This window comes from Sphingopyxis macrogoltabida (assembly GCF_001307295.1).
Classification (GTDB): domain Bacteria; phylum Pseudomonadota; class Alphaproteobacteria; order Sphingomonadales; family Sphingomonadaceae; genus Sphingopyxis; species Sphingopyxis macrogoltabida_B.
This window is the reverse complement of the sequence record NZ_CP012700.1, coordinates 934379-953691: the sequence shown is the minus strand read 5'-3', so window position 1 is coordinate 953691 and position 19313 is coordinate 934379. Positions and strand designations below refer to the sequence as shown.

At 66.3% G+C, this 19313-nt stretch carries 19 protein-coding genes; 5 read left to right on the top strand and 14 right to left on the bottom strand.

All coding sequences use genetic code 11. The annotated features are described in order from the left end of the window. Both AN936_RS04400 and AN936_RS04395 read left to right on the top strand, forming a co-directional pair. The gene (locus tag AN936_RS04400; RefSeq protein ID WP_054587072.1) at nucleotides 1–669 is read left to right on the top strand and encodes a hypothetical protein; all 669 of its coding nucleotides are present in this window, start codon (nucleotides 1–3) and stop codon (nucleotides 667–669) included. Further along, nucleotides 654–1469, top strand: a complete 816-nt coding sequence (locus tag AN936_RS04395) for a hydrolase 1, exosortase A system-associated (RefSeq protein ID WP_054590103.1) — start codon at nucleotides 654–656, stop codon at nucleotides 1467–1469. The genes AN936_RS04400 and AN936_RS04395 overlap by 16 nt, the downstream gene beginning before the upstream one ends. Here the strand turns inward: AN936_RS04395 and trxB are convergent. Continuing rightward, on the bottom strand, nucleotides 1466–2431 hold the full coding sequence (gene trxB, locus AN936_RS04390; RefSeq protein ID WP_054587071.1) for a thioredoxin-disulfide reductase: 966 nt from the start codon (nucleotides 2429–2431) through the stop codon (nucleotides 1466–1468). The genes AN936_RS04395 and trxB overlap by 4 nt on opposite strands. A gap of 96 nt (nucleotides 2432–2527) precedes the next feature. On the opposite strand from trxB, the gene AN936_RS04385 reads away from it, so the two are divergent. Then, nucleotides 2528–3154, top strand: a complete 627-nt coding sequence (locus tag AN936_RS04385; RefSeq protein WP_054587070.1) for a class I SAM-dependent methyltransferase — start codon at nucleotides 2528–2530, stop codon at nucleotides 3152–3154. Nucleotides 3155–3262: 108 nt separating this feature from the next. On the opposite strand, the gene AN936_RS04380 is transcribed toward AN936_RS04385, so the two are convergent. From AN936_RS04380 to AN936_RS04325, 12 genes are all read right to left on the bottom strand, one after another. Then, nucleotides 3263–4249 (bottom strand): hypothetical protein, encoded by a 987-nt coding sequence (locus AN936_RS04380; protein ID WP_054587069.1) that lies wholly within the window; start codon nucleotides 4247–4249, stop codon nucleotides 3263–3265. Nucleotides 4250–4726: 477 nt separating this feature from the next. After that, nucleotides 4727–5455 carry a rhodanese-related sulfurtransferase gene (locus AN936_RS04375; protein WP_084758170.1) on the bottom strand — a complete coding sequence of 243 codons (729 nt, stop codon included), beginning with the start codon at nucleotides 5453–5455 and terminating at the stop codon, nucleotides 4727–4729. A 149-nt stretch (nucleotides 5456–5604) separates the two neighbouring features. Further along, entirely contained in the window at nucleotides 5605–7620 is a 2016-nt protein-coding gene (locus AN936_RS04370) for a GMC family oxidoreductase N-terminal domain-containing protein (protein ID WP_054587068.1), read from the bottom strand. Nucleotides 7621–7649: 29 nt separating this feature from the next. Then, nucleotides 7650–8456: an SDR family NAD(P)-dependent oxidoreductase gene (locus AN936_RS04365; RefSeq protein ID WP_054587067.1), complete on the bottom strand. Its 807-nt coding sequence runs from the start codon at nucleotides 8454–8456 to the stop codon at nucleotides 7650–7652. A 19-nt stretch (nucleotides 8457–8475) separates the two neighbouring features. Further along, nucleotides 8476–9384, bottom strand: a complete 909-nt coding sequence (dmeF, locus tag AN936_RS04360) for a CDF family Co(II)/Ni(II) efflux transporter DmeF (RefSeq protein WP_054587066.1) — start codon at nucleotides 9382–9384, stop codon at nucleotides 8476–8478. An 11-nt stretch (nucleotides 9385–9395) separates the two neighbouring features. Beyond that, nucleotides 9396–9668, bottom strand: a complete 273-nt coding sequence (locus AN936_RS04355; RefSeq protein ID WP_054587065.1) for a metal/formaldehyde-sensitive transcriptional repressor — start codon at nucleotides 9666–9668, stop codon at nucleotides 9396–9398. Nucleotides 9669–9896: 228 nt separating this feature from the next. Beyond that, complete coding sequence (locus tag AN936_RS04350) at nucleotides 9897–11147, bottom strand: N-succinylarginine dihydrolase (RefSeq protein WP_054587064.1); 1251 nt, start codon at nucleotides 11145–11147, stop codon at nucleotides 9897–9899. Between the two features lie 3 nt (nucleotides 11148–11150). Further along, nucleotides 11151–12152, bottom strand: a complete 1002-nt coding sequence (locus AN936_RS04345) for an arginine N-succinyltransferase (protein WP_054587063.1) — start codon at nucleotides 12150–12152, stop codon at nucleotides 11151–11153. Beyond that, nucleotides 12149–13360, bottom strand: a complete 1212-nt coding sequence (locus tag AN936_RS04340) for a hydrolase (protein WP_054587062.1) — start codon at nucleotides 13358–13360, stop codon at nucleotides 12149–12151. Before AN936_RS04340 ends, AN936_RS04345 begins: the two co-directional genes overlap by 4 nt. A gap of 73 nt (nucleotides 13361–13433) precedes the next feature. Further along, nucleotides 13434–14105, bottom strand: a complete 672-nt coding sequence (locus AN936_RS04335) for a spermidine synthase (protein ID WP_054587061.1) — start codon at nucleotides 14103–14105, stop codon at nucleotides 13434–13436. 73 nt (nucleotides 14106–14178) lie between these two features. Next, complete coding sequence (locus AN936_RS04330; protein WP_054587060.1) at nucleotides 14179–14808, bottom strand: TonB family protein; 630 nt, start codon at nucleotides 14806–14808, stop codon at nucleotides 14179–14181. Between the two features lie 114 nt (nucleotides 14809–14922). Next, nucleotides 14923–16089 carry a hypothetical protein gene (locus AN936_RS04325; protein ID WP_201782964.1) on the bottom strand — a complete coding sequence of 389 codons (1167 nt, stop codon included), beginning with the start codon at nucleotides 16087–16089 and terminating at the stop codon, nucleotides 14923–14925. A gap of 200 nt (nucleotides 16090–16289) precedes the next feature. On the opposite strand from AN936_RS04325, the gene AN936_RS04320 reads away from it, so the two are divergent. After that, complete coding sequence (locus AN936_RS04320) at nucleotides 16290–18383, top strand: malate synthase G (RefSeq protein ID WP_054587059.1); 2094 nt, start codon at nucleotides 16290–16292, stop codon at nucleotides 18381–18383. 18 nt (nucleotides 18384–18401) lie between these two features. Here AN936_RS04320 and AN936_RS04315 read toward each other — a convergent pair whose 3' ends face one another. After that, the gene (locus tag AN936_RS04315) at nucleotides 18402–18941 is read right to left on the bottom strand and encodes a hypothetical protein (RefSeq protein WP_149037588.1); all 540 of its coding nucleotides are present in this window, start codon (nucleotides 18939–18941) and stop codon (nucleotides 18402–18404) included. 106 nt (nucleotides 18942–19047) lie between these two features. Between AN936_RS04315 and AN936_RS04310 the strand changes: the two genes are divergently transcribed. Further along, nucleotides 19048–19296, top strand: coding sequence for a hypothetical protein (locus AN936_RS04310; RefSeq protein ID WP_054590101.1), 249 nt, complete (start codon nucleotides 19048–19050; stop codon nucleotides 19294–19296). The last annotated feature ends 17 nt before the right edge of the window (nucleotides 19297–19313 follow it).

The following is a 19313-nucleotide window of genomic DNA, read 5'->3' as shown; positions in this document are numbered from 1 at the left end:
ATGGGCGAACAGCAGCTCCGCTTTGATCCCGCCGGCACCCCGCGCGCGACGATCCTGATCGTTCCGCCGCTGTTCGAGGAAGCGAACCGCACCCGCCGCACGCTGGTGCTTGCGATGCGCGCGCTCGCCGCGGACGGCTTCGCGGCGCTCCTTCCCGACCTCCCCGGACAGAATGAAAGCCTCGTGCCGCTGGCCGATGTCGACCTCGCGCGCTGGCAGGATGCGCTTGCGGAGGTGGCGGCGGGCATCGACGGTCCCGTGATCGTCGCTTCCGTGCGCGGCGGCGCGCTGATCGATCATCGGGCGAAGGCGACCGCATGGTGGCGCCTCGCGCCCGTCGGCGGCGCCTCGCTGCTCCGCACGCTGATGCGCGCACGCGTATCGGCCGACCGCGAAGCGGGGCTCGCCACCTCGCTCGAAAGCCTGCAGGCCGAAGCGAAGGCCGCGCCGCTGCTGCTCGCCGGCAACCGCCTGTCGCCCGCGATGACGGAGCAGCTCGGTGCAGCCGAGGCCCAGCCCGTAAGCCCGCTGTGCAGCATCGGGCTCGGCGCCGACGGCATCGCGGGCACCCCGCTCTGGCTCCGCGCCGAGCCGGGCGAGGATGGCTCGATGGCGCAAGCCATTGCAGCCGATATCTCGGAATGGAGCCGGTCATGCGGCATCGGCTGACCTTTGCCTGCGACGGCGCCATGCTCGCCGCGACGCTCGACGAAGCGCCGGGGACGACCGGCCTGCTGATCGTCTCGGGCGGCAACGAAATCCGCAGCGGCGCGCACCGCGGCATGGCGATGCTCGCCGGGCGGGTGGCGGCGGCCGGCTATCCGGTGTTCCGCTTCGACCGCCGCGGCATCGGCGACAGCGAAGGCGCGAACGGCGGCTATACGAACAGCGGCCCCGACATCGCGGCGGCGATTGCCGCGTTTCGCGACGCGGCGCCGCAGCTCACCCGCATCGTCGCATTCGGCAATTGCGATGCCGCGAGTGCGCTGCTGCTTCATCAGCCCCTGGCGCTCGACGCCCTGCTCCTCGCCAACCCCTGGACTTATGAGAGCGACGAAGCCGAGGCGGAAGCGCCGGCATTGCCGCCCGCCTCGGCGATCCGCGCGCGCTATCTGTCGCGGTTGAAGGACCCGAAGAGCCTGCTGCGGCTGTTCAAGGGCGAAATCGATATCGCCAAGCTCTTCCGCGGAATTGCGGCACTCGGGAAACCGGCGGCACCCGCCGCCCCGGACGGTCTGCCGGCGCGCCTCGATGCAGCGCTTGCCGGGCTGGCCTGCCCCGCGACGATCCTGCTCGCGACCGGCGACCGGACGGCGCAGGCGTTTATCGAAAATTGCCGGACCGACAACTTGTCGATCGAACGCCTCGCCAGCCCGTCGCACAGCTTCGCCGGCGATGATGCCGACTGGCTGTTCCAGCGGATTCAGGCCGCCCTCGCGGGCTCGATTCGGACCGCCCTCGCGGACTAGGCGTCGACCAGCGCGTGATATTCGGCTTCGGCGAGGAAGCGTTCGGCGTCGAGCGCCGCCATGCAGCCCATGCCCGCCGCGGTGACCGCCTGCCGATAGACCTTGTCGGTGACGTCGCCCGCGGCGAACACGCCGGGGATCGAAGTCAGCGAAGTCCCCGGCGTGACCTCCAGATAGCCATCGGCGTCGAGCGGCAGCTTGCCCTTGAACAGCTCGGTCGATGGACTGTGGCCGATCGCGACGAAGCCGCCGTCGGTCGGCTCGTGGCTTGCTTCGCCGGTCACCGTGTCGATCAGGTCGACGCCGACAAGGCCTGAAACGCCCTCACCCGCGACGAAACGGTCGACGCGCTTGTTCCACAGGACCTTGATCTTTGGATTGGCGAAGAGCCGATCCTGCAAAATCTTCTCGGCGCGCAAGTGGTCGCGGCGGTGGATCAGCGTCACGTCGTCGCTATGGTTGGTGAGGTAGAGCGCTTCCTCGACCGCAGTGTTGCCGCCGCCGATTACCACGACCTTCTTGCCGCGATAGAAAAAGCCGTCGCAGGTGGCGCAGGCCGACACGCCCTTGCCGCCCAGTTCCTGCTCGCCCTCGACGCCCAGCCATTTCGCCTGCGCCCCGGTCGCGATCACCAGCGTTTCGGCCATATAGACGTCGCCGCCGTCGCCGGTCAGTTTGAACGGCCGCTGCGACAGGTCGACATCGACGATCGTGTCCCAGATCATACTGGTGCCGACATGCGTCGCCTGCGCGGTCATCTGTTCCATCAGCCACGGGCCCTGGATCACCTCGGCGAAACCCGGGTAGTTTTCGACATCGGTGGTGATCGTCAGCTGGCCGCCCGGCTGCAGCCCCTGCACGACGATCGGCATCATGCCGGCGCGCGCGGCATAGATGGCGGCGGACAGGCCGGCAGGGCCCGAGCCGAGGATGAGCATCTTGGTGTGGTGGACGGCGGCCATGATTTTCCTTTGCAGCGCACTGTACGGACAAGCACAGATGGGTGTTGCCAACCGCGCTAGCAAGGGTCACCTTCCGCGCCAAGGGGAGTCGGGAAAATGGCGAGTTGGTGGGAGCGTCACGGGGTACCGAGGCTGATCAAATGCGCCTGCTCGCAGGGGCAGATCATGAAGCTGCGCAGCAAGATCGTGCCGCATGCACAGGGCGACGTGCTCGAACTCGGCTGCGGCGGCGGCATCAACATTGAATTTTACGCGCCGAAGCGAATCGCAAGTTTCACCGGGCTCGATCCCTCGCCCGAATTGCTGGCGATGAGCCGCGCGGCGGCGCAGGCGCGCGGCATGACCGCCGACATCCGGGGCGGCGTCGGCGAAGCGATGCCGTTCGAAAGCGCGCGCTTCGACACCGTCGTCACCACCTTCACTCTCTGCTCGGTCGCCGACCAGGCCGCGGTGCTCGCCGAGATCCGCCGCGTGCTCAAGCCCGGCGGGACCGCGCTGTTCCTCGAACATGGCGAGGCGCCCGACCCGGGCGTCGCGAAATGGCAGCGCCGAATCGAGCCGGTATGGAAGCGAATCGGCGGCAATTGCCACCTGACCCGGCCGATCGCCGACGCCTATGAACGCGCAGGATTTTCGGTCGACCGGCGTGGCGCCGCCTATGTTCCCAAGACGCCGCGTCCGTTCGGCTGGACCGAATATGGTACAGCACGCGCCGCAGGCTGAGATTAGCGCCCGCGGCCTTGCCTTGCACGATCCTCCCGGTCGCCCTTCGGCTGGCCGGCAGGCCAGCCGCTCAGGATAAACTGCCCTTCGGGCAGCCACAGGGAGGATTCAGCCGCTGGCATGTTTTGCGGCCTTTGCGGCCGGCGCCGGATCGTTGGCGGGGGTCGGCAGGCCGAAAAAGGCGCGGCGGGCGGCTTCGCCGGCGGCGCGCAGCGGGGCGATGGCTTCGGCGAAGGCGGCGTCGAGGGCGATTTCCTCGTCGACGTCGAGCGCGCGTTCATAGCCTTCGTCGCCGAACCGGCCTTCCTCGTCGCCGATGAAATCGTCGGGCGGCGGGAAATTGGTGCGCCATTCGCCGCTGTCCTCGTCGGGCCAGACGGTCATCGCGGCCGCCTCTTCCTCCGGGGTCGGTTCGGCGTCGGGTTCTTCGTCGCAATCCGCGGAAATCTGCGCAACTTCATTCGCGATTCCCGTGCCGCGCCAGAGGGTGGCGAGGGGGCCCGCGCGGTTGTCGCGGCCGGCGAGCCAGAGCGCGAGCGCGGCCGCCATGCCGGTGGCCGAACCGGTGTCCGCTTCGCTGTCGGGCGGCGCGTCGGCCGATGCGGCGGTGGCAGCGGTGCGCGCGGCCTCCGCGGCGTCGAACAGCGACAGGAATCCCGGCCAGTCGCCGGCAATGACCTGCGCGAGCATCTCCTCGCCCGCCCGCGCCCGCGTTTCGACCATCTTGTCGAGCCGCGCGAGCATCGCGAGGCCGAGGCGGCTGTCGATGCGGCGGCGCTTGTAGAGGCTGCGGTCCTCCTCGCGCATCACGGTGGTCGTCTCGTCATGCCCCCAGATCGCGCGGTCGAGCAGCTCGTCGACCAGCCGCCCGCGCGCGATCAGCAGCGCCGCGGCGCAGCCGAGCCGGAACGCCGCCCCCTCGGGCCGCTGTTTGAGCTGATAGACGGCGCCGGGCGACATGCAGACCTTCGCCGCCGAAATCTTCACCGACCCGTTGGTGGCGAAAGCTTCGAGAAATTCGCGCTGGAGCCGCGGCGTCCAGTGATAGCTGCCGGGGGCGGGGATATAGGCGGGATCGTGCGGGGAGTCGTCCATTGATTCGTCCTTTCGGTTGGGTGAAACCCATAGAATGAACCATATGGGTGAAATGTAGGAAAGGGCGGCGGCGTCCTATTTCGACCGGTTGCGGACATAAATCTTCCCTGCGGCGTCGCCGTGGGGGCGGGGGGAGTGCAGGGTTGGATTGCCCCCGGCAATCCAAGTCCAGTCTGGGAGACTGGACGACCCTGCGCTCCCGCGAAGCGGTGGCGGAGGGGCCGCGACGTTGCGCCATAGGCCCCTCCGTCAGCGCTTCGCGCTGCCACCTCCCCATCGCTGCGCGACAGGGAGGATCGTCCGAAAACGACCGAAAGCGGACATTCGCGTAAACCCCAGCCGTCACCCCGGGCTTGACCCGGGGCCTGCCTTTTCTTTGATCCGGCGTCGAAAGAAGAAAGGCGGGTCCCGGGTCAAGCCCGGGATGACGCCGCGATAGAAGCCATGTCCGCTCCCCACCCCAAAGCCGACGGATGCCTACTCCTGCTCGCCGACTTCGACGAGCCCGTGTCCGACGCTCACCCGTTCGTCGAAGACGAAACAGCTTCCGTGCCAGCGGCTCTCCGCCTCGGGCACCTGTTCGAGATAGGCGAGAATGCCGCCCTTGAGGTGGACGACATCCTCGACGCCCTCGCTGCGGAGGAAGGCCGTCGATTTTTCGCAGCGGATGCCGCCGGTGCAGAACATCGCGATGCGCTTGCCCGCGAATTCGGCAGCATGGGCACGCCACCAGTCGGGGAAATCGCCGAAGCTTCCGGTCTGCGGATCGACCGCGCCGGAAAAGCTGCCGTAGCCGACCTCGAAGGCATTGCGCGTGTCGATCAGCACCGTATCGGGATCGTCGACCAGCGCGTTCCAGTCGGCGGGATCGACATAGGGCGCCGCATTGCGTGCGGGGTCGAGCCCCGGCACCTTCATCGTCACGATTTCCTTCTTCAGCCGAACCTTCATGCGCTGGAAGGGCATCGCGGCGGCGAAAGCATATTTGACGTCGAGGCCGGCGCAATCGGGCAACGCCCGGATATGGGCGATCATCGCGGCTATTCCTTCCGCGCTGGCCGCGATCGTGCCGTTGATACCTTCGCGCGCCAGCAGCAGCGTGCCCTTGACGCCATGGGCAGCGCAAAGGTCTAGCAACGGCTGGCGCAGCGCGGCGGGGTCGTCGAACGGCGCGAAACGGTAAAGGGCGGCGACGGTGTATGACATAATCGGCCGCGCTTACCCGCTTACTCCTTCGAACAAAAGCGACGTCATTGCGAGGAGCCGAAGGCGACGCGGCAATCTCCAGCTCTCATCCGTCGAACCGTGGCCGATGGCTGGAGATTGCTTCGCTCCGCTCGCAATGACAGAGAATTTTATCCGAAGGGATCGCTCCGTCCGGTCGCATAGTGCGCCATCGCCATCGTCGTCCACTGCGCATTGACGCGAATGCAGCTCGGGAAAACGCTGGCGTCGGTAACGAGGACGTTGGTCGTCCCGTGGACCCGGCAGCGGGGATCGACGACGCCATATTGCGGGTTCTCGTTGATCGCATTGCCGCCGTGCGGATGGCTGCTCGACAGGGTGATATCGTCCTGTTCGCGAATCTCGCGCGCGAAAAAGGCGTCGATATCCATATCCGCGGTCAACTTTCGTCCGCTCGCGACCGCCGGATAGCATTCGATCGCGCCGGCGGCGAAATGCACCTTGGTCAATGTCGCCATCGCGCGGCGCAGCACCGGCAGGTCGTCGGTCGCATCGAGCCGGAATTCGAGCTTGTCGTCCTTCACCCGGCCGCGCCGGTCGGCGGGGAACAAGATGCCCGCCGAATGGACGCGGCCGAAATTCTGCATCCGCGCCGCATGATCGGCGAACCAGCCGGGCATCAGCGACGCCATCGACATCGGCGGCTGAAAATGGCTTTCGAGCAGGAAGTCGCCGCAATCGACATAGCTCGCCATCTGGTCCTCGTCCCACGCATCGCCGCCGACGCCGTCGGGCATCAATGCGACGACCGGCGAAGCGACGTTGAGCGAGACCTGATAGCCGGTGCCGTCGATATCGCTGCGGTCGAGCAGCTTCGACGAAGCGATCGTCCCGCACGCGACGACCACCCCGACCCGGGCGCGGACGAGGCGTTGCGATCCGTCGGGGAGGATCAGCTTCACCGCCTCGGCCTCGCGCCGCCCGTCGATCGCGGTCTGCCAGACGATCCGCTCGGCCTTTGTCCCCGGCAGGATGCGCGCGCCGTGATCGCGGCACGCCTCGGGCAGATAGGTCTGCGCGATCCCCATGCGGCGGCCATAGGCGCAGCCCGAATTGCAATAGCCGCAATAGGCGCAGGCGGTCGGCGTGAAGGGCGGCCCGAAATTCTTCGCGAACCAGTCGGCGACCGCGCGCTGCTCGCGCGGGTCCGAAGAAGCGGCGGCATAGGCCGCCCAGCCGTTCAGCAGGTGCGGGCCGTTGTGCCGCCCGCTGCGCGGTTCGATCTTCGCGATGCCGAGCTTTGTCTGCACCGCGTCATAGCTGGCGTGGAAGGCCGCAGCGTCGATCGGCGCCCCGATGCTGGCCCATTTCGCCAGCACGTCGAGCGCGTCGGGGTGGGTGCGCCCCGGCTCGTTGACGCGCAGACATATCCCGTTGTTGATCGTCGACGATCCGCCGACGCAGCGCCCCTGAAAGACCACGAAATCGCGGTTGGTCGATGTCTGCAGAGCGCCATGCTTGTAAAGGCTGGCGACCATGTCGAGTTCGTGATGGGTAATCGCGTGGCTGGGGTAGAAAGGGCCCGCCTCGACGACCAGCACCTTGTAACCTTGGGCCGCGATGTTGAACGCCGCGACCCCGCCGCCAGCGCCCGACCCGAGCACGATCACGTCATATTCGTCGCCGAGCGTATCGGCATCGAGGATATGCGCCGGATCGATCTCGCGCCCGTGCACGGCTTCGATCGGCATCTCGCCCGCGCCGCGCTGGCGGAATTTGGGCAGGGTAAAGCCGATCTGGCGATGCACCGGGTTCGCCGCATTGGCGTCCTGATCGCCGGGTTCGAGCCCCGGATGCCAATGCCCGTAATAGCAGGCATAAACGATGCCGCGCAGCCGGGCCATGTCCTGAAACAGGTCGATCTGGCTGTTCTGAAACCGGTCCCTGATCTTCTCCGCGCGTCCCGCGATATCGTCTTCGGTGAAGAAGGGGCCGCCGAGCACGAGCTCGGTCGCGGTCAGCGACAGGCGGATTTCATCGAGCTTCGTCCCGCCGACCTTGGCAAACAGGTCGCAGATGTTGGCGACGACCTGATCGGCCGAAATCACCATATCGGCGTCGTGAAACAACGCCTCGGTGAGCGCCTTCAGAAATTTGAGTTGGCCGAAATTAAACGGTGCCGTCATCGCCCCTGCCCCCTGTTTCGGGGACCATCTTACGCGATCTGGCTGCCTCCATCCACCGGAACGAGCGCGCCATTGATATAGCTCGCGCGGGCGGAGAGCAGGAAGACGATCGCGTCGGCATATTCGCCGGGTTCGCCCATGCGCTGCCCCCAGAAGGCGGCGCCGTGCCCGGCCATCATCCGCCGCTCGATCTCGCGCGGCGACACGCCCGCCGCCGCGGCCTCGTCGGCGATCGCAGCGTCGAGCCGCGCGGTGCGGATCCATCCCGGCAACACCGCGTTGACGCGCACGCCGCTGCCCGCGACATCGCGCGCGAGATTCTTGACGAGATGCGCGAGCGCCGCCTTCATCGCGCCATATTGCGCGGTGCTTTCGCTGTAATGGCGCACCGAATTGGCCAGCACATTGACCACCGCCCCCTGCCCCGCCGCCTTCATCGCCGGGATCACCGCCCGGTTGAGGCGCGCGGCGGTCAGGAAAATCCCCTCGAAGGCTGCGATCCACGACGCGTCGCTGCCATAGGGCGGCGCGACGTCGGGTTCGCGCGCCGGAAAGGGTCCGACGGTGTTCGCGAACAGGTCGATCCGGCCGTGCCGTTCGAGCATCGCGCCGACCGCCGCAGCAACGCTGTCCGCATCCGCCGCGTCGAAGGCATGGACGGTCGCCTTGCAGCCTGCGTCGCGGACCATCGCCGCCGTTTCCTCAAGGCTGTCGGCGCTGCGCCCGCCGAGCAGCAAATGCGCGCCCTCGCGCGCGAGCCCAAGCGCGACCGCCCGGCCAAGGTCGCGCCCCGCGCCCGCGACCAACGCGATCTTTCCGTCGATACCAAGGTCCATCGTCCTGCCCCGCCGCCTGTCAGCGCACCGCGATCGTCAGATGCGCGATCGGACCGAGATCGCCGAGCCGGGTACGAACCTCGGCCGCCGACAGGGCGCCCTCGACCTCAAGAATAGCGGCCCGCGCCTCGGGGCCGACGCGCCAGACGTGCAGGTCGGCTACGCGCAGGCCGTCGATCGCAGCGATCCGGCTGCGCAGCTCTGCCGCCAGCCGGTCGTCGGTCTCGTCGAGCAATATCGCGGCCGTGTCGCGCATCAGGCCCCACGACCAGCGCGCGATCACCAGCGCGCCGACGATCCCCATCGCCGGGTCCATCCACCCCAGCCCGAGATAGCGTCCGGCGAGCAGCGCCGCGATCGCGAGCACCGACGTCAGCGCGTCGGCGAGAACGTGGAAATAAGCCGAGCGAAGATTGTTGTCGTGGCCGTGCGAATGACCATGAGCGTGATCGTGGTCATGACCATGATGATGTCCGGCCATCAGCAGCAGCGCGCTGACGATGTTGACCGCAAGCCCGAGCACCGCGACCAGCGTCGCGCTCGCAAAATCGACGCGCACCGGATCGACCAGCCGCAGGATCGATTCAAAGGCGATCCCGACCGAGAAGATGCCGAGAATCACCGCCGAGGCAAAGGCGGTAAGGTCGCCGACCTTGCCCGTCCCGAAGCTGAACCGCGGATCGTGCCGGTGCCGTTTGGCATAGCGATAGGCGAGCGCCGCGAGCCCGAGCGCGCCGGCGTGGGTCGCCATATGGAAACCGTCGGCCAGCAGCGCCATCGAGCCGGTCCAGTAACCGGCCGCAATCTCGCCGACCATCATCACCGCGGTCAGCGCGACTACCCACAGGGTGCGCTGGGCATTTTCGTCGTGTGCGGAGCCGAGGAAGTCGTGCAGCGGCTGCGTCGCCGAAGATTCGGTCGTCGACATCGCCCGCTCCCCTATTTGGAATAACGGCGGATGACCGCCAGCAATTCGTCGGCCCCCGCCTTGCGCTCCGCAGCAGCGAGACCCGGTGCCGCAACATGCGACTCGAGATGTTCGGCGATCACCTCGTCGAGCAGACCATTCACCGCCCCGCGCACCGCGGCGACGCGGTGCAGGACCGTGGCGCAGGGTTCGCCCGCGACGATCGCCTTCTCGACCGCACCGACCTGGCCGGCGATGCGGTGGACGCGGGCAAGCAGTTCGGGATTTGTGGATGTGTGACCCATATCATACCCCCCTACCCTATTTTACTATGTGGCGCAAGTGTTTGGAAGGGGGATATGTGTCTGTTCTGGCTTGGGATCTGCCCTTCAAATCTCGTCATGCTGAACTCGTTTCAGCATCTATGGCCTGAACTCGAATTTGGCGCAGCGCCGAAGTAAACGACAGACCATGGATCCTGAAACAAGTTCAGGATGACGATGAAAGAGACGGCAACTACCGCCCGAAACCGGTCACGCCAGTTCGTTCAGCCCCAGCGTCTCCAGCAACGCGGCCCGCGCGCGGCGCACGTCGGCGGCGAGGCCCGGTGAGCCAAGGTCGGCGGCGGAAATCGCTTCGGGCCAATGGCCCGCGATGACGTCGGCGATCCGGTCGAGCTTCGTCTCGTCGGCGATGAAGCGCGGATCGACCGCCCCCGGATCGGCGACGACGCGCAGTCGCAGGCAGGCGGGACCGCCGCCGTTCGCCATCGACTGGCGGACGTCGACCGGGAACAGCTTGCGGATCGGCCCGTTGCCCGCGACATGCGCCTCCAGCCAATTCCACACTGACGGCGTTTCGCGCGCTTCGGTCGGCAGCACCAGCCCCATGCCTGCACCACCCGGCAGGCTCACGAGCTGCGCATTGAACAGATAGGATTTGATCGCGTCGGGCAGGCTCACGGCATTCGCCGGGACCTCAACGATTTCGACCTCGGGAAAGGCGGCGCGGATCTGCGCATGCGCGTCTTCGCGATCCTCGAACGCGGTTTCGTGGGTGAAGAGGACGCGTTCGTTCGCGACCGCGACGACGTCGTTGTGGAAGGCGCCGCCCTGGATCGCCGTGTCCGACTGGCGGATGAACAAAGTCCGCGCCGGATCGAGCCGGTGCCGCCGCGCAATCGCTTTCGAGGCGTCGAGATGCTGGCGCGCCGGAAAGCGTCCGCCGCTTAACCCATAGACGAAAATCTCGACCCCCGCCGACGCGTGCCCGTCGCAAAGCCGCATGTGGTTCGCGGCGCCCTCATCACCGAAGGGAGCGGGAACGGGCGCGTGAACCGCGAAGGCGGGGTTTGCGAAGGCGACGCGAAGCTGCGCCAGCGTGCCCTGCCATTCGTGGCTGCGATGCGGCATGGTGACGAGATTGGCGACGGTCAGATGGCATTTGCCGTCGCTGCTGTCCGCGGCGGGCGAGACGGTCGCGGCGTTCGCCGCCCACATCGACGATGCCGACCACGCCTGTGCACGCAGGTGCGGCTCGGCGGCGTCGAGCGTGGTCGCGAGCGTTTCGAGCCAGGCCGCGTCGGGGCGATCGAGCGGGACGAAAAAGCCCTGCGGCAGCCCGAGCGCGAGGTTGTGGCGCATCTTGTCGATGCCCTGCAGCGCCGCCGCGCGCGGCTGCGACACATCGCCGGCATTGCTGGCCGACGCGATATTGCCGCGGCTCAGGCCGGCATAATTATGCGTCGGGCCGATGATGCCGTCGAAATTGATTTCGGTCGTCATGGCTCAGCGTCCGATCCAGCTGATCGCGTCGCCCTTGCCGACGCCCAATATGCGCGCCGCCTCGGCATCGATCGTCCCGTCGGCGCCGACCTTTCCGAAGCAGCAGCGGAAACCGGCGAGGCGGCCGGTCGCGATCAACGCATCCTCGCCACCTTCCGCAATCCCCGTCACCTCGACATGTCTTGCGTTGCGGATGCTCGCGACCTGATCGGTGCGCGCGGTCATCGTCGGACCGCCGTCGAAGATGTCGACATAATTTTCGAAGGCGAAGCCCTCATTCTCCAGCATCCGCATCGCGGCACGGCCGGTCGGATGCGGCACGCCGATGACGCTGCGCGCATTTTCGCCCAGCATTGCGATATAGACGGGATGCTTGGGCATCAGGTCGGCGATGAACTGGTTGCCGTGGACGGCGTTGAACTGATCGGCCTCCTGGAAATTCATCCCGAAGAATTTACCCGCAACCCCGTCCCAGAAAGGCGAGCCGCCCGCTTCGTCGATCACCCCGCGCAGTTCGGCGAGGATACGGTCGCCGAAACGCACCCGATGCCGCGCGATAAACAGGTAGCGCGAGCGGGCGAGCAGCAGCCCGAGACCGCCGGCGCGCGCCGCGGGGTGAAGAAACAGTCCGCCGACCTCGCTCGCGCCGTTGAGGTCGTTGCTCAGCATCAGCACCTGCGCATGAAAGGTGCGACCCAGCTGTTCGCTATGCTTGCTGTCGGTCCCGATGCGATAGCTGTAAAACGGCCAGCGCTGGCCGACCTGCCCGAAAATCTGGCACGTGCCGCGCACCTCGCCGCTGTCGAGATCCTCGAGCACCATCAGATACAGTTCGTCGGCGGGATATTCCTTGTCGGAATTGAACCCCGCCTCGGCGCGGTCGAGCTTGGCGCGGAGCGCCTTCTTGTCGGGGGGGAGGTTGGTAAAGCCGCCACCGGTCAGCTTCGCCATCTCGTAAATGCTCTGCAAATCGCCCGGCTTGGCCGCCCGGATCACATAGTTCACACAGTCCCCCGTTCCGCTATTCTCATCATGGTGAGCGCCGACAGTTGCGCGCGTTCGGCAAGGCTGTCGACGATCAGAAATTCGTCCGATGAATGGATCGCGCCGCCGCGCGGCCCCATCGTATCCACCACCGGAATCCCGCACGCCGCGATATTATTGCCGTCGCAGACGCCGCCGGTCGCATTCCAGCCGATCGGCGGCAGGCCGAGCGCGGCGCCGCAGTCGCGGACCAGTTCGAACAACCGCGTCGCAGCCGGATCGAGCGGCTTGGGCGGGCGGTTGAAATTGCCGTAAAGGTGGCAATGAACGTCGTGCTCGCGCGACACCGCCGCGACCGCATCGCGCAGCGCCGCCTCGGCCGCCGCCATCGCATCGGGCGTCGACGGCCGCATGTTGACGCGCAAGATCGCCTGATCGGGCACGACATTATTGGGGCCGCCGCCGTCGATCTTCGCCGGATTGACCTTGAGTTCGGCCGATTTCAATGCGTTCAATCGCAGCGCGAGATCGGCCGCGGCGATCAGTGCGTTGCGCCCCTCCTCGGGATTGCGCCCCGCGTGCGCCGAACGGCCGTGAATGAGGATCGAGAAATTGCCGCTTCCCGGCCGCGCGCCGGCGAGCGTGCCGTCGGGCAACGCGGGTTCGTAGGTAAGCGCCGCGGTCTTGCCCTTCGCCAGCTCGGCGATCAGCGCCGCCGAGGCATGGCTGCCGGTTTCCTCGTCGCTGTTGATCATCACGTCATAGCCGACGCGTCCGGCGAAGGGCGAGCCTTCAAGCGCGCCGAGCGCGGCAAGGATGACCGAAATTCCTGCCTTCATGTCGGCGGTACCGGGGCCGTTCAGCACGCCGTCTTCCAGCCAGCGCAGCGACTGGAACGGATGATCGGCAGCGAACACGGTGTCCATATGACCGGTGAGCAGCAGTTGCACCGGCGCTTCGGGGCGGACGCGAAGATGCAGATGGTCGCCGCGCTGGATCGTCTTCACATGGCCTGCGGCGTCGACATTTTCGACCGGATCGGGCGCGACGAGCCGCACCTCGCCGGGCAAGGCGGCAAAGGCATCGGCGAGCAGGCCGGCGACCGCCTTGAGGCCCGCGAGATTGCCGGTGCCGCTGTTCACCGCGGCCCATTGTTCGACCTGCGCCAGCATCGGGGCATCGGCGGCGCGCTCGAGCGTCGCGCTTTCACTGGCGGAGAGGCTGGTCATCCACCGCCTATAGCCAGCCCGAGGGCGCTTTGCGACCCCTCTCGCCGTTGCCGATGGTTTCCAGCGCAACCGGTCAGGTGGCGCGCGCGAACCAGATCAGGTGGCGCGGCCCCTTGCCGCTCGCCCGCGCACGGACCGTCACTTCCTCGACCGTGAATCCCGAATCCTTCAGCCGGCGCGTAAACCGGGCATCGGGGGCCGCCGACCACACCGCCAATATGCCGCCGGGACTGAGCGCCGCTTTGGCGCGGGCGAGCCCGCCCATCGAATAGATGCGGTCGTTGCCTTCGCGCGTCAGCCCGTCGGGGCCATTGTCGACGTCGAGCAGGATCGCGTCATATTGCCCGACCGCACCCCCGATCACGCCCGAGACGTCGGCGAGCAGCAGTTCGACGCGCGGGTCGTCGAGCCCGCCGGCGGTCAGCGCCGCCATCGGCCCGCGTGCCCAGTCGATGATCTCCGGTACCAGTTCGGCAACGGTCACATGGGCGTCCGGACCCAGCCGGGCCAGCGCCGCACGCAGGGTGAAGCCCATGCCGTAACCGCCGATCAGCAGGTGCGGAGCGGCATCGCTGCGCAGGCGGTCACAGCTCATCTCGGCGAGCGCTTCCTCGGACCCGCTCATCCGGCTGTTCATCAACTCGTTGCCGCCGATGGCGATGATGAAATCGCCGCCGCGCCGGTACAGACGCAACTGTTCGCCGCCGGGGACATTTGCGGTGTCGATGAGTTCGCGGGGTGTCATGAAGGGCGTATAACGAGCGGCCGTCGGTTTGCCACCCGCCTCGACATATCATCCTATGCCGATCACGCACCAATCAACGAATTTTTACGCCCCCCTCCTCTCCGGCAGTGAAACCAACATTATAGGACCTAATTCCCCGGACTGGCGCTCCCGACGCATCCTTGACCGGGATCGCAATCTCAGGTCTATTTGCGGCGCTACAAGCCAACTGATTTTGTTCGATTTTTGCAGGCCGGCTCGTTGCATGGCACATTTCGACGTTGCCGGATGCTTCGATCACCTGCACGATCTCGACGAGAACCGGCTTCTTGTTCAGCGGCAGGCCGGTCGAAACGACGATATCGGCGGCTTCATACTGATAATTCTCCCCGTAACGGTTGGGACGCCAATTGATCTGGTTCCGCATAACCGATGGTAGGGCCCGTCCCGATGCGTCTCGCGCGGGCTTGAAATGCGCTCTTTTCATCAGCAATTTGCAGACCGTCGTGTCGAGCGTTTCCGAACCGCTGGAATGCAGAATTTCGCACCGCATCGGCCTGCCTTGCGCGTCGATGGTGAGGTCGAAACGTACACTTGCGCGCTGTTTCCATTCGGACTCGGGAATATCCGTTCCACGCACCCAGCCTCTCGCCGGATTGCCGATTGCTTCAGCATCTACCGGCGGATTTGCAACCGCCGCCGCGACCAATATCCAGATCGACATTGTTCCCTCCGATCTAAATGGAACGATTCAGGTAATCACGGAAGCAATGAAAAAACAATCACCTACCCGCTATAACCGATAGGCTCTCCATCCAAATTGAAGCTGGCGCCGCGCCTATCGAAGGACGGGCCTTAGTATCGCGGTATAGCCGCGAAGCTGGAGCGCCATGCGCGGCGACAGGGCGGCGGCGACCCGGTCGAGCTCCTGCGCCGCCGGCTGATCCTTCCCCTGCGCGAACAGGCTGCGCGCGCGTTCGATCCGCGCGCGCTGACGCACGTCGAGGTTGCCGAACGGATCGAAGAAGGAATCGATCCGCGTCCTGTCCTGCACCCCATTCCAGGTGAAGGAAACGGCGGCGGCCGGATCGTCGGCGATCACCGTATAGCGCCGCGCGGCCTCGGCTTGCGAAAGCTTGCCGGTCAGCACCGCGTGCCGCGTCCGGAACAATTCGGCCTCGCCCTTATTCTTCCCCGCCGCGAAATCGCCGAGCACGCGTTCGATCCAGCCCCAGTCGACATTGCCGGTCGCCGCCTGCATGCCCAGCAGGTTGAAGGCGAGGATGGCGGCGCGCTGTTCGTCGGTCGTCGCTTCACGGACCTGCTCCGGCGTCGGCCGGCCAAGGCTGGCGGGCGACACCAGTTCGATATCGCCATCATGCTTCAGGATCGCCTCGATATCGGGCTTGTGGAAATAGCCGACGACGACGAGCAACGTCTCGCCGCGATGCGCGCGAGCGGCGGCACGGATATTCTGCGCCTGCATGAAGGTGCGGTAGAGATAGAGGCGGCGCGGCAGGTCGCGATCGGCGCGCGGCGCGGGCTCGCGCGCCCATTGCTGCTGCGCTTCGACCGTCTTCGGATCTTCGGCAGAAAAGAAGTCCCACGCCAGCACCTTCTTGTCGGGGAAAGTGAGAAAGCCCTGAAACCCCTGCGCCTTGCGAACTTCGAGCGGAGTTTCGACATCGAGGCCGAAGCCCAGCTTCTGATCCTCGATCGGCGGCATCCAGTCGATCGGGCACAGCGCGGTCGGATGCGTTTTCGCAAAAGGCAGGATCACACCCTGGACCTCATAGGTATATTCGTAGAAGTCGCCGCGCGCCGCCGGCGCGGGCGGACGCTCGATGCAGATCGCCGCCGGCTTCACCAGCTTCAGATAGGCGGCGAGCATCGCCGGCTGGTCCTTTTCGGACACGAGCTGTGTGGCGTGATCGACGCCGAGAATCGCGACCTTCGTCCGGGGCGCCTGCGCGAATGCCGTGGCGGCCGAAAGAAGGAGGGCCACCAACATCGCCATATGCCGCACCATGATTTGCATCTCCCGCTTCCGTTGCTTTCCGACCAGATGACGACGCGGTGGCGACGAACCCGTAATGGTTGTCGCATGACGGCAGGCGGTTGCCAACGCTCGCCGATCGCGGCATAGGGCAGCGGCCCTTTCCTCCCCGGGTTCACTGGCGCGGCGCGCCGACCAAAGGGTGTTTCATGACTGATTTTCTCGATCGCAGTGGTTTGTCCGTCGATTCGCGCCTGATCGATTTCGTCGAGCAGCAGGCGCTTCCCGGTACCGGGCTCGATGCCGCGGGTTTCTGGAACGACTTTGCGGCACTGCTCGGTACGTTCGCGCCCGAAAATGCGGCGCTGCTGCAAAAGCGCGAGGATTTGCAGGCGCAGATCGATGCGTGGCACCGGGCACGCGAGGGACAGGCACATGATGCTGCCGCCTATCAGGCCTTCCTGCGCGAGATCGGCTATCTCGTCGCGGAGCCCGCACCGTTTCAGGTCGGCACGCAGAATGTCGATCCCGAAATCGCGACGATGGCGGGACCGCAGCTCGTCGTCCCGGCGCTCAACGCGCGCTTCGCGCTCAACGCCGCCAACGCGCGCTGGGGCAGCCTTTACGACGCCTTTTACGGCACCGACGCGCTCGACGCGCCGCCCGCGAAGCCCGGCGGTTATGATGCGGAACGCGGCGCGGTGGTAATCGCGCAGGCGAAGGCCTTCCTCGACGAAGCGGTCCCGCTGGCCTCGGGAAGCTGGGCCGACTGGCAGGGCGGCGAGCCGGCACTGGCCGACCCGTCGCAGCGTGTCGGCAGCAAGCCCGGCGGCATCCTGCTCCGCCACAATGGCCTGCACATCGAACTGGTGATCGATCCCGCCAGCGCGATCGGCAAGACGGACCCCGCCGGCATCGCCGACGTCCTCCTCGAAGCGGCGCTGACGACGATCATCGACCTCGAGGACTCGGTCGCCGCGGTCGACGGCGAGGACAAGGTGCTCGGCTATACCAACTGGCTCGGGCTGATGCGCGGCGACCTCACCGAAAGCTTCGCCAAGGGCGGCACGAACGTCACCCGCGCGATGGAGCCCGACCGCGAATGGACCGCGCCGGACGGCACGGCGATCGCCCTGCCCGGCCGCAGCGTGATGTTCGTCCGCAACGTCGGCCATCTGATGACGACGCCGATGATCAAGCTGCCGAACGGCGCCGAAGCGCCCGAGGGGTTGTGCGACGCGGTGATCACCAGCCTTTGCTCGCTGCACGACCTCAAGGGACTCGGCAACCTCAAGAACAGCCGCGCGGGCAGCATCTATATCGTGAAGCCCAAACAGCACGGCCCCGAAGAATGCGGTTTCACCGACCGGCTGTTCGACGCGGTCGAGGATATGCTCGGCCTCGCGCGCCATACGATCAAGGTGGGGGTGATGGACGAGGAGCGCCGCACCAGCGCGAACCTCGCCGCCTGCATCCACGCGGTGAAGGACCGTATCGTCTTCATCAACACCGGCTTCCTCGACCGCACCGGCGACGAGATTCACACCTCGATGCGCGCGGGCCCGATGATCCCCAAGGGCGAGATGAAGGCGTCGGACTGGATCGCCTCCTACGAGGATCGCAACGTCCGCATTGGCCTCGCCTGCGGCCTGTCGGGCAAGGCGCAGATCGGCAAAGGCATGTGGGCGATGCCCGACCTGATGAAGGCGATGCTCGAGGCGAAGATCGGCCATCCCAAGTCGGGCGCGAACACCGCATGGGTGCCGTCGCCGACCGCCGCGACGTTGCACGCGCTGCACTATCATCAGGTCGATGTCTTCGCGCGGCAGCAGGAAATCGCCGGCGAGGCGGTGCCGTCGCTGGGCCGCCTGCTGAATATCCCCGTCGCCACCGGACGCAACTGGAGCGAGGCGGAAATCACGCGCGAACTCGACAATAATTGCCAGGGCATCCTTGGTTATGTCGTCCGCTGGATCGATCAGGGCGTCGGCTGCTCGAAGGTGCCCGACATCGACGACGTCGGCCTGATGGAAGACCGCGCCACGCTGCGCATTTCAAGCCAAGCGCTCGCCAACTGGCTGCTCCACGGTGTGTGCAGCGAAGCGCAGGTCGATGCCGCGCTGACGCGCATGGCGGCAAAGGTCGACGCGCAAAATGCAGGCGACCCGCTGTACGAGAAGCTGTCGCCCGACGGGATCGCCTGGCAGGCAGCGCGCGCGCTGATCTTCGAGGGCGTCACGCAGCCGTCGGGCTACACCGAGCCGCTGCTCCATAAATACCGGCAAGTGAAGAAGGCGGCCTGAGCGCAGCGCCAACCGTCGTCAGCGGCCGATACTTTTCGCGGCCGCGGCGGCTTGAGCGCTGCCCTTGGCAAACAGGAAGGCTTCGGCACACGGACGCTGCAAAACGGTGAAAACGCCGCGCGCCGCATTGCCCGAAATGGCGTCCGAGCCAGGATGGCGCAAGGCGATCAGGAACGGGCCGGCCGGCATCGCTTCCGGCAGGCCGAAGGTGGAGTTGTCCCAGGTCGCGGTGACCCGATCGGTCGCCGTGCCTTTCAACACATCGTCGACCAATATGTCGAAACGGGCGTGCCTGCCCGGATTGCGTTCGTTCGGGACGATGGCATAGTTCGAGATGCGTCCCCACAGGATGACGTCCGCTTCCGGCAGATCGGCCATCTCGGCGGGATGATGGACCCGGCCCGCGAACGCCGGAGTCGCGACGCCGGTAAGCGCCGACAACAGCAGCAGATGGACAAGGTGGTTTCGCATCGACCTCTCCCTGGCGAAGGCATCGCGCCGGGCCGGTGATGCGGTGCGACCGCTTAACGATCGATGAGCATTTTTCCAGCCTCGCACCGTAAGTATTCCCTCTCCTGTCGGATTAACTTACAGTTTACCATAAGCGCGGCGCAGCGAATCGCGCTTTTGCGCCACTGGCATGGCTCTTGCCTAGGATATGGCAATGCTGAAGAAAATCGGACGCCTGTTCGTCATCAAGACCCGGTTCGAGGCGTGCCTCATCATCTATGCGCTTGCGCTTGGCGCGATGGCGCGGGGTCATGCCTATCTCGACCAGTTCCCGGGGTTCGGCGGCAAGCTGTTGATGGTGGCGTGCAGCGGCGCTGTCTTCCTTGCCGGCGCGAAGATTTTCGACTGCCTCCGCTACGAACAGGCGGCAAAGGCGGCTCAACAGAGCGACACGCCGGCCTGACGGCCTTTCCCCCGTAA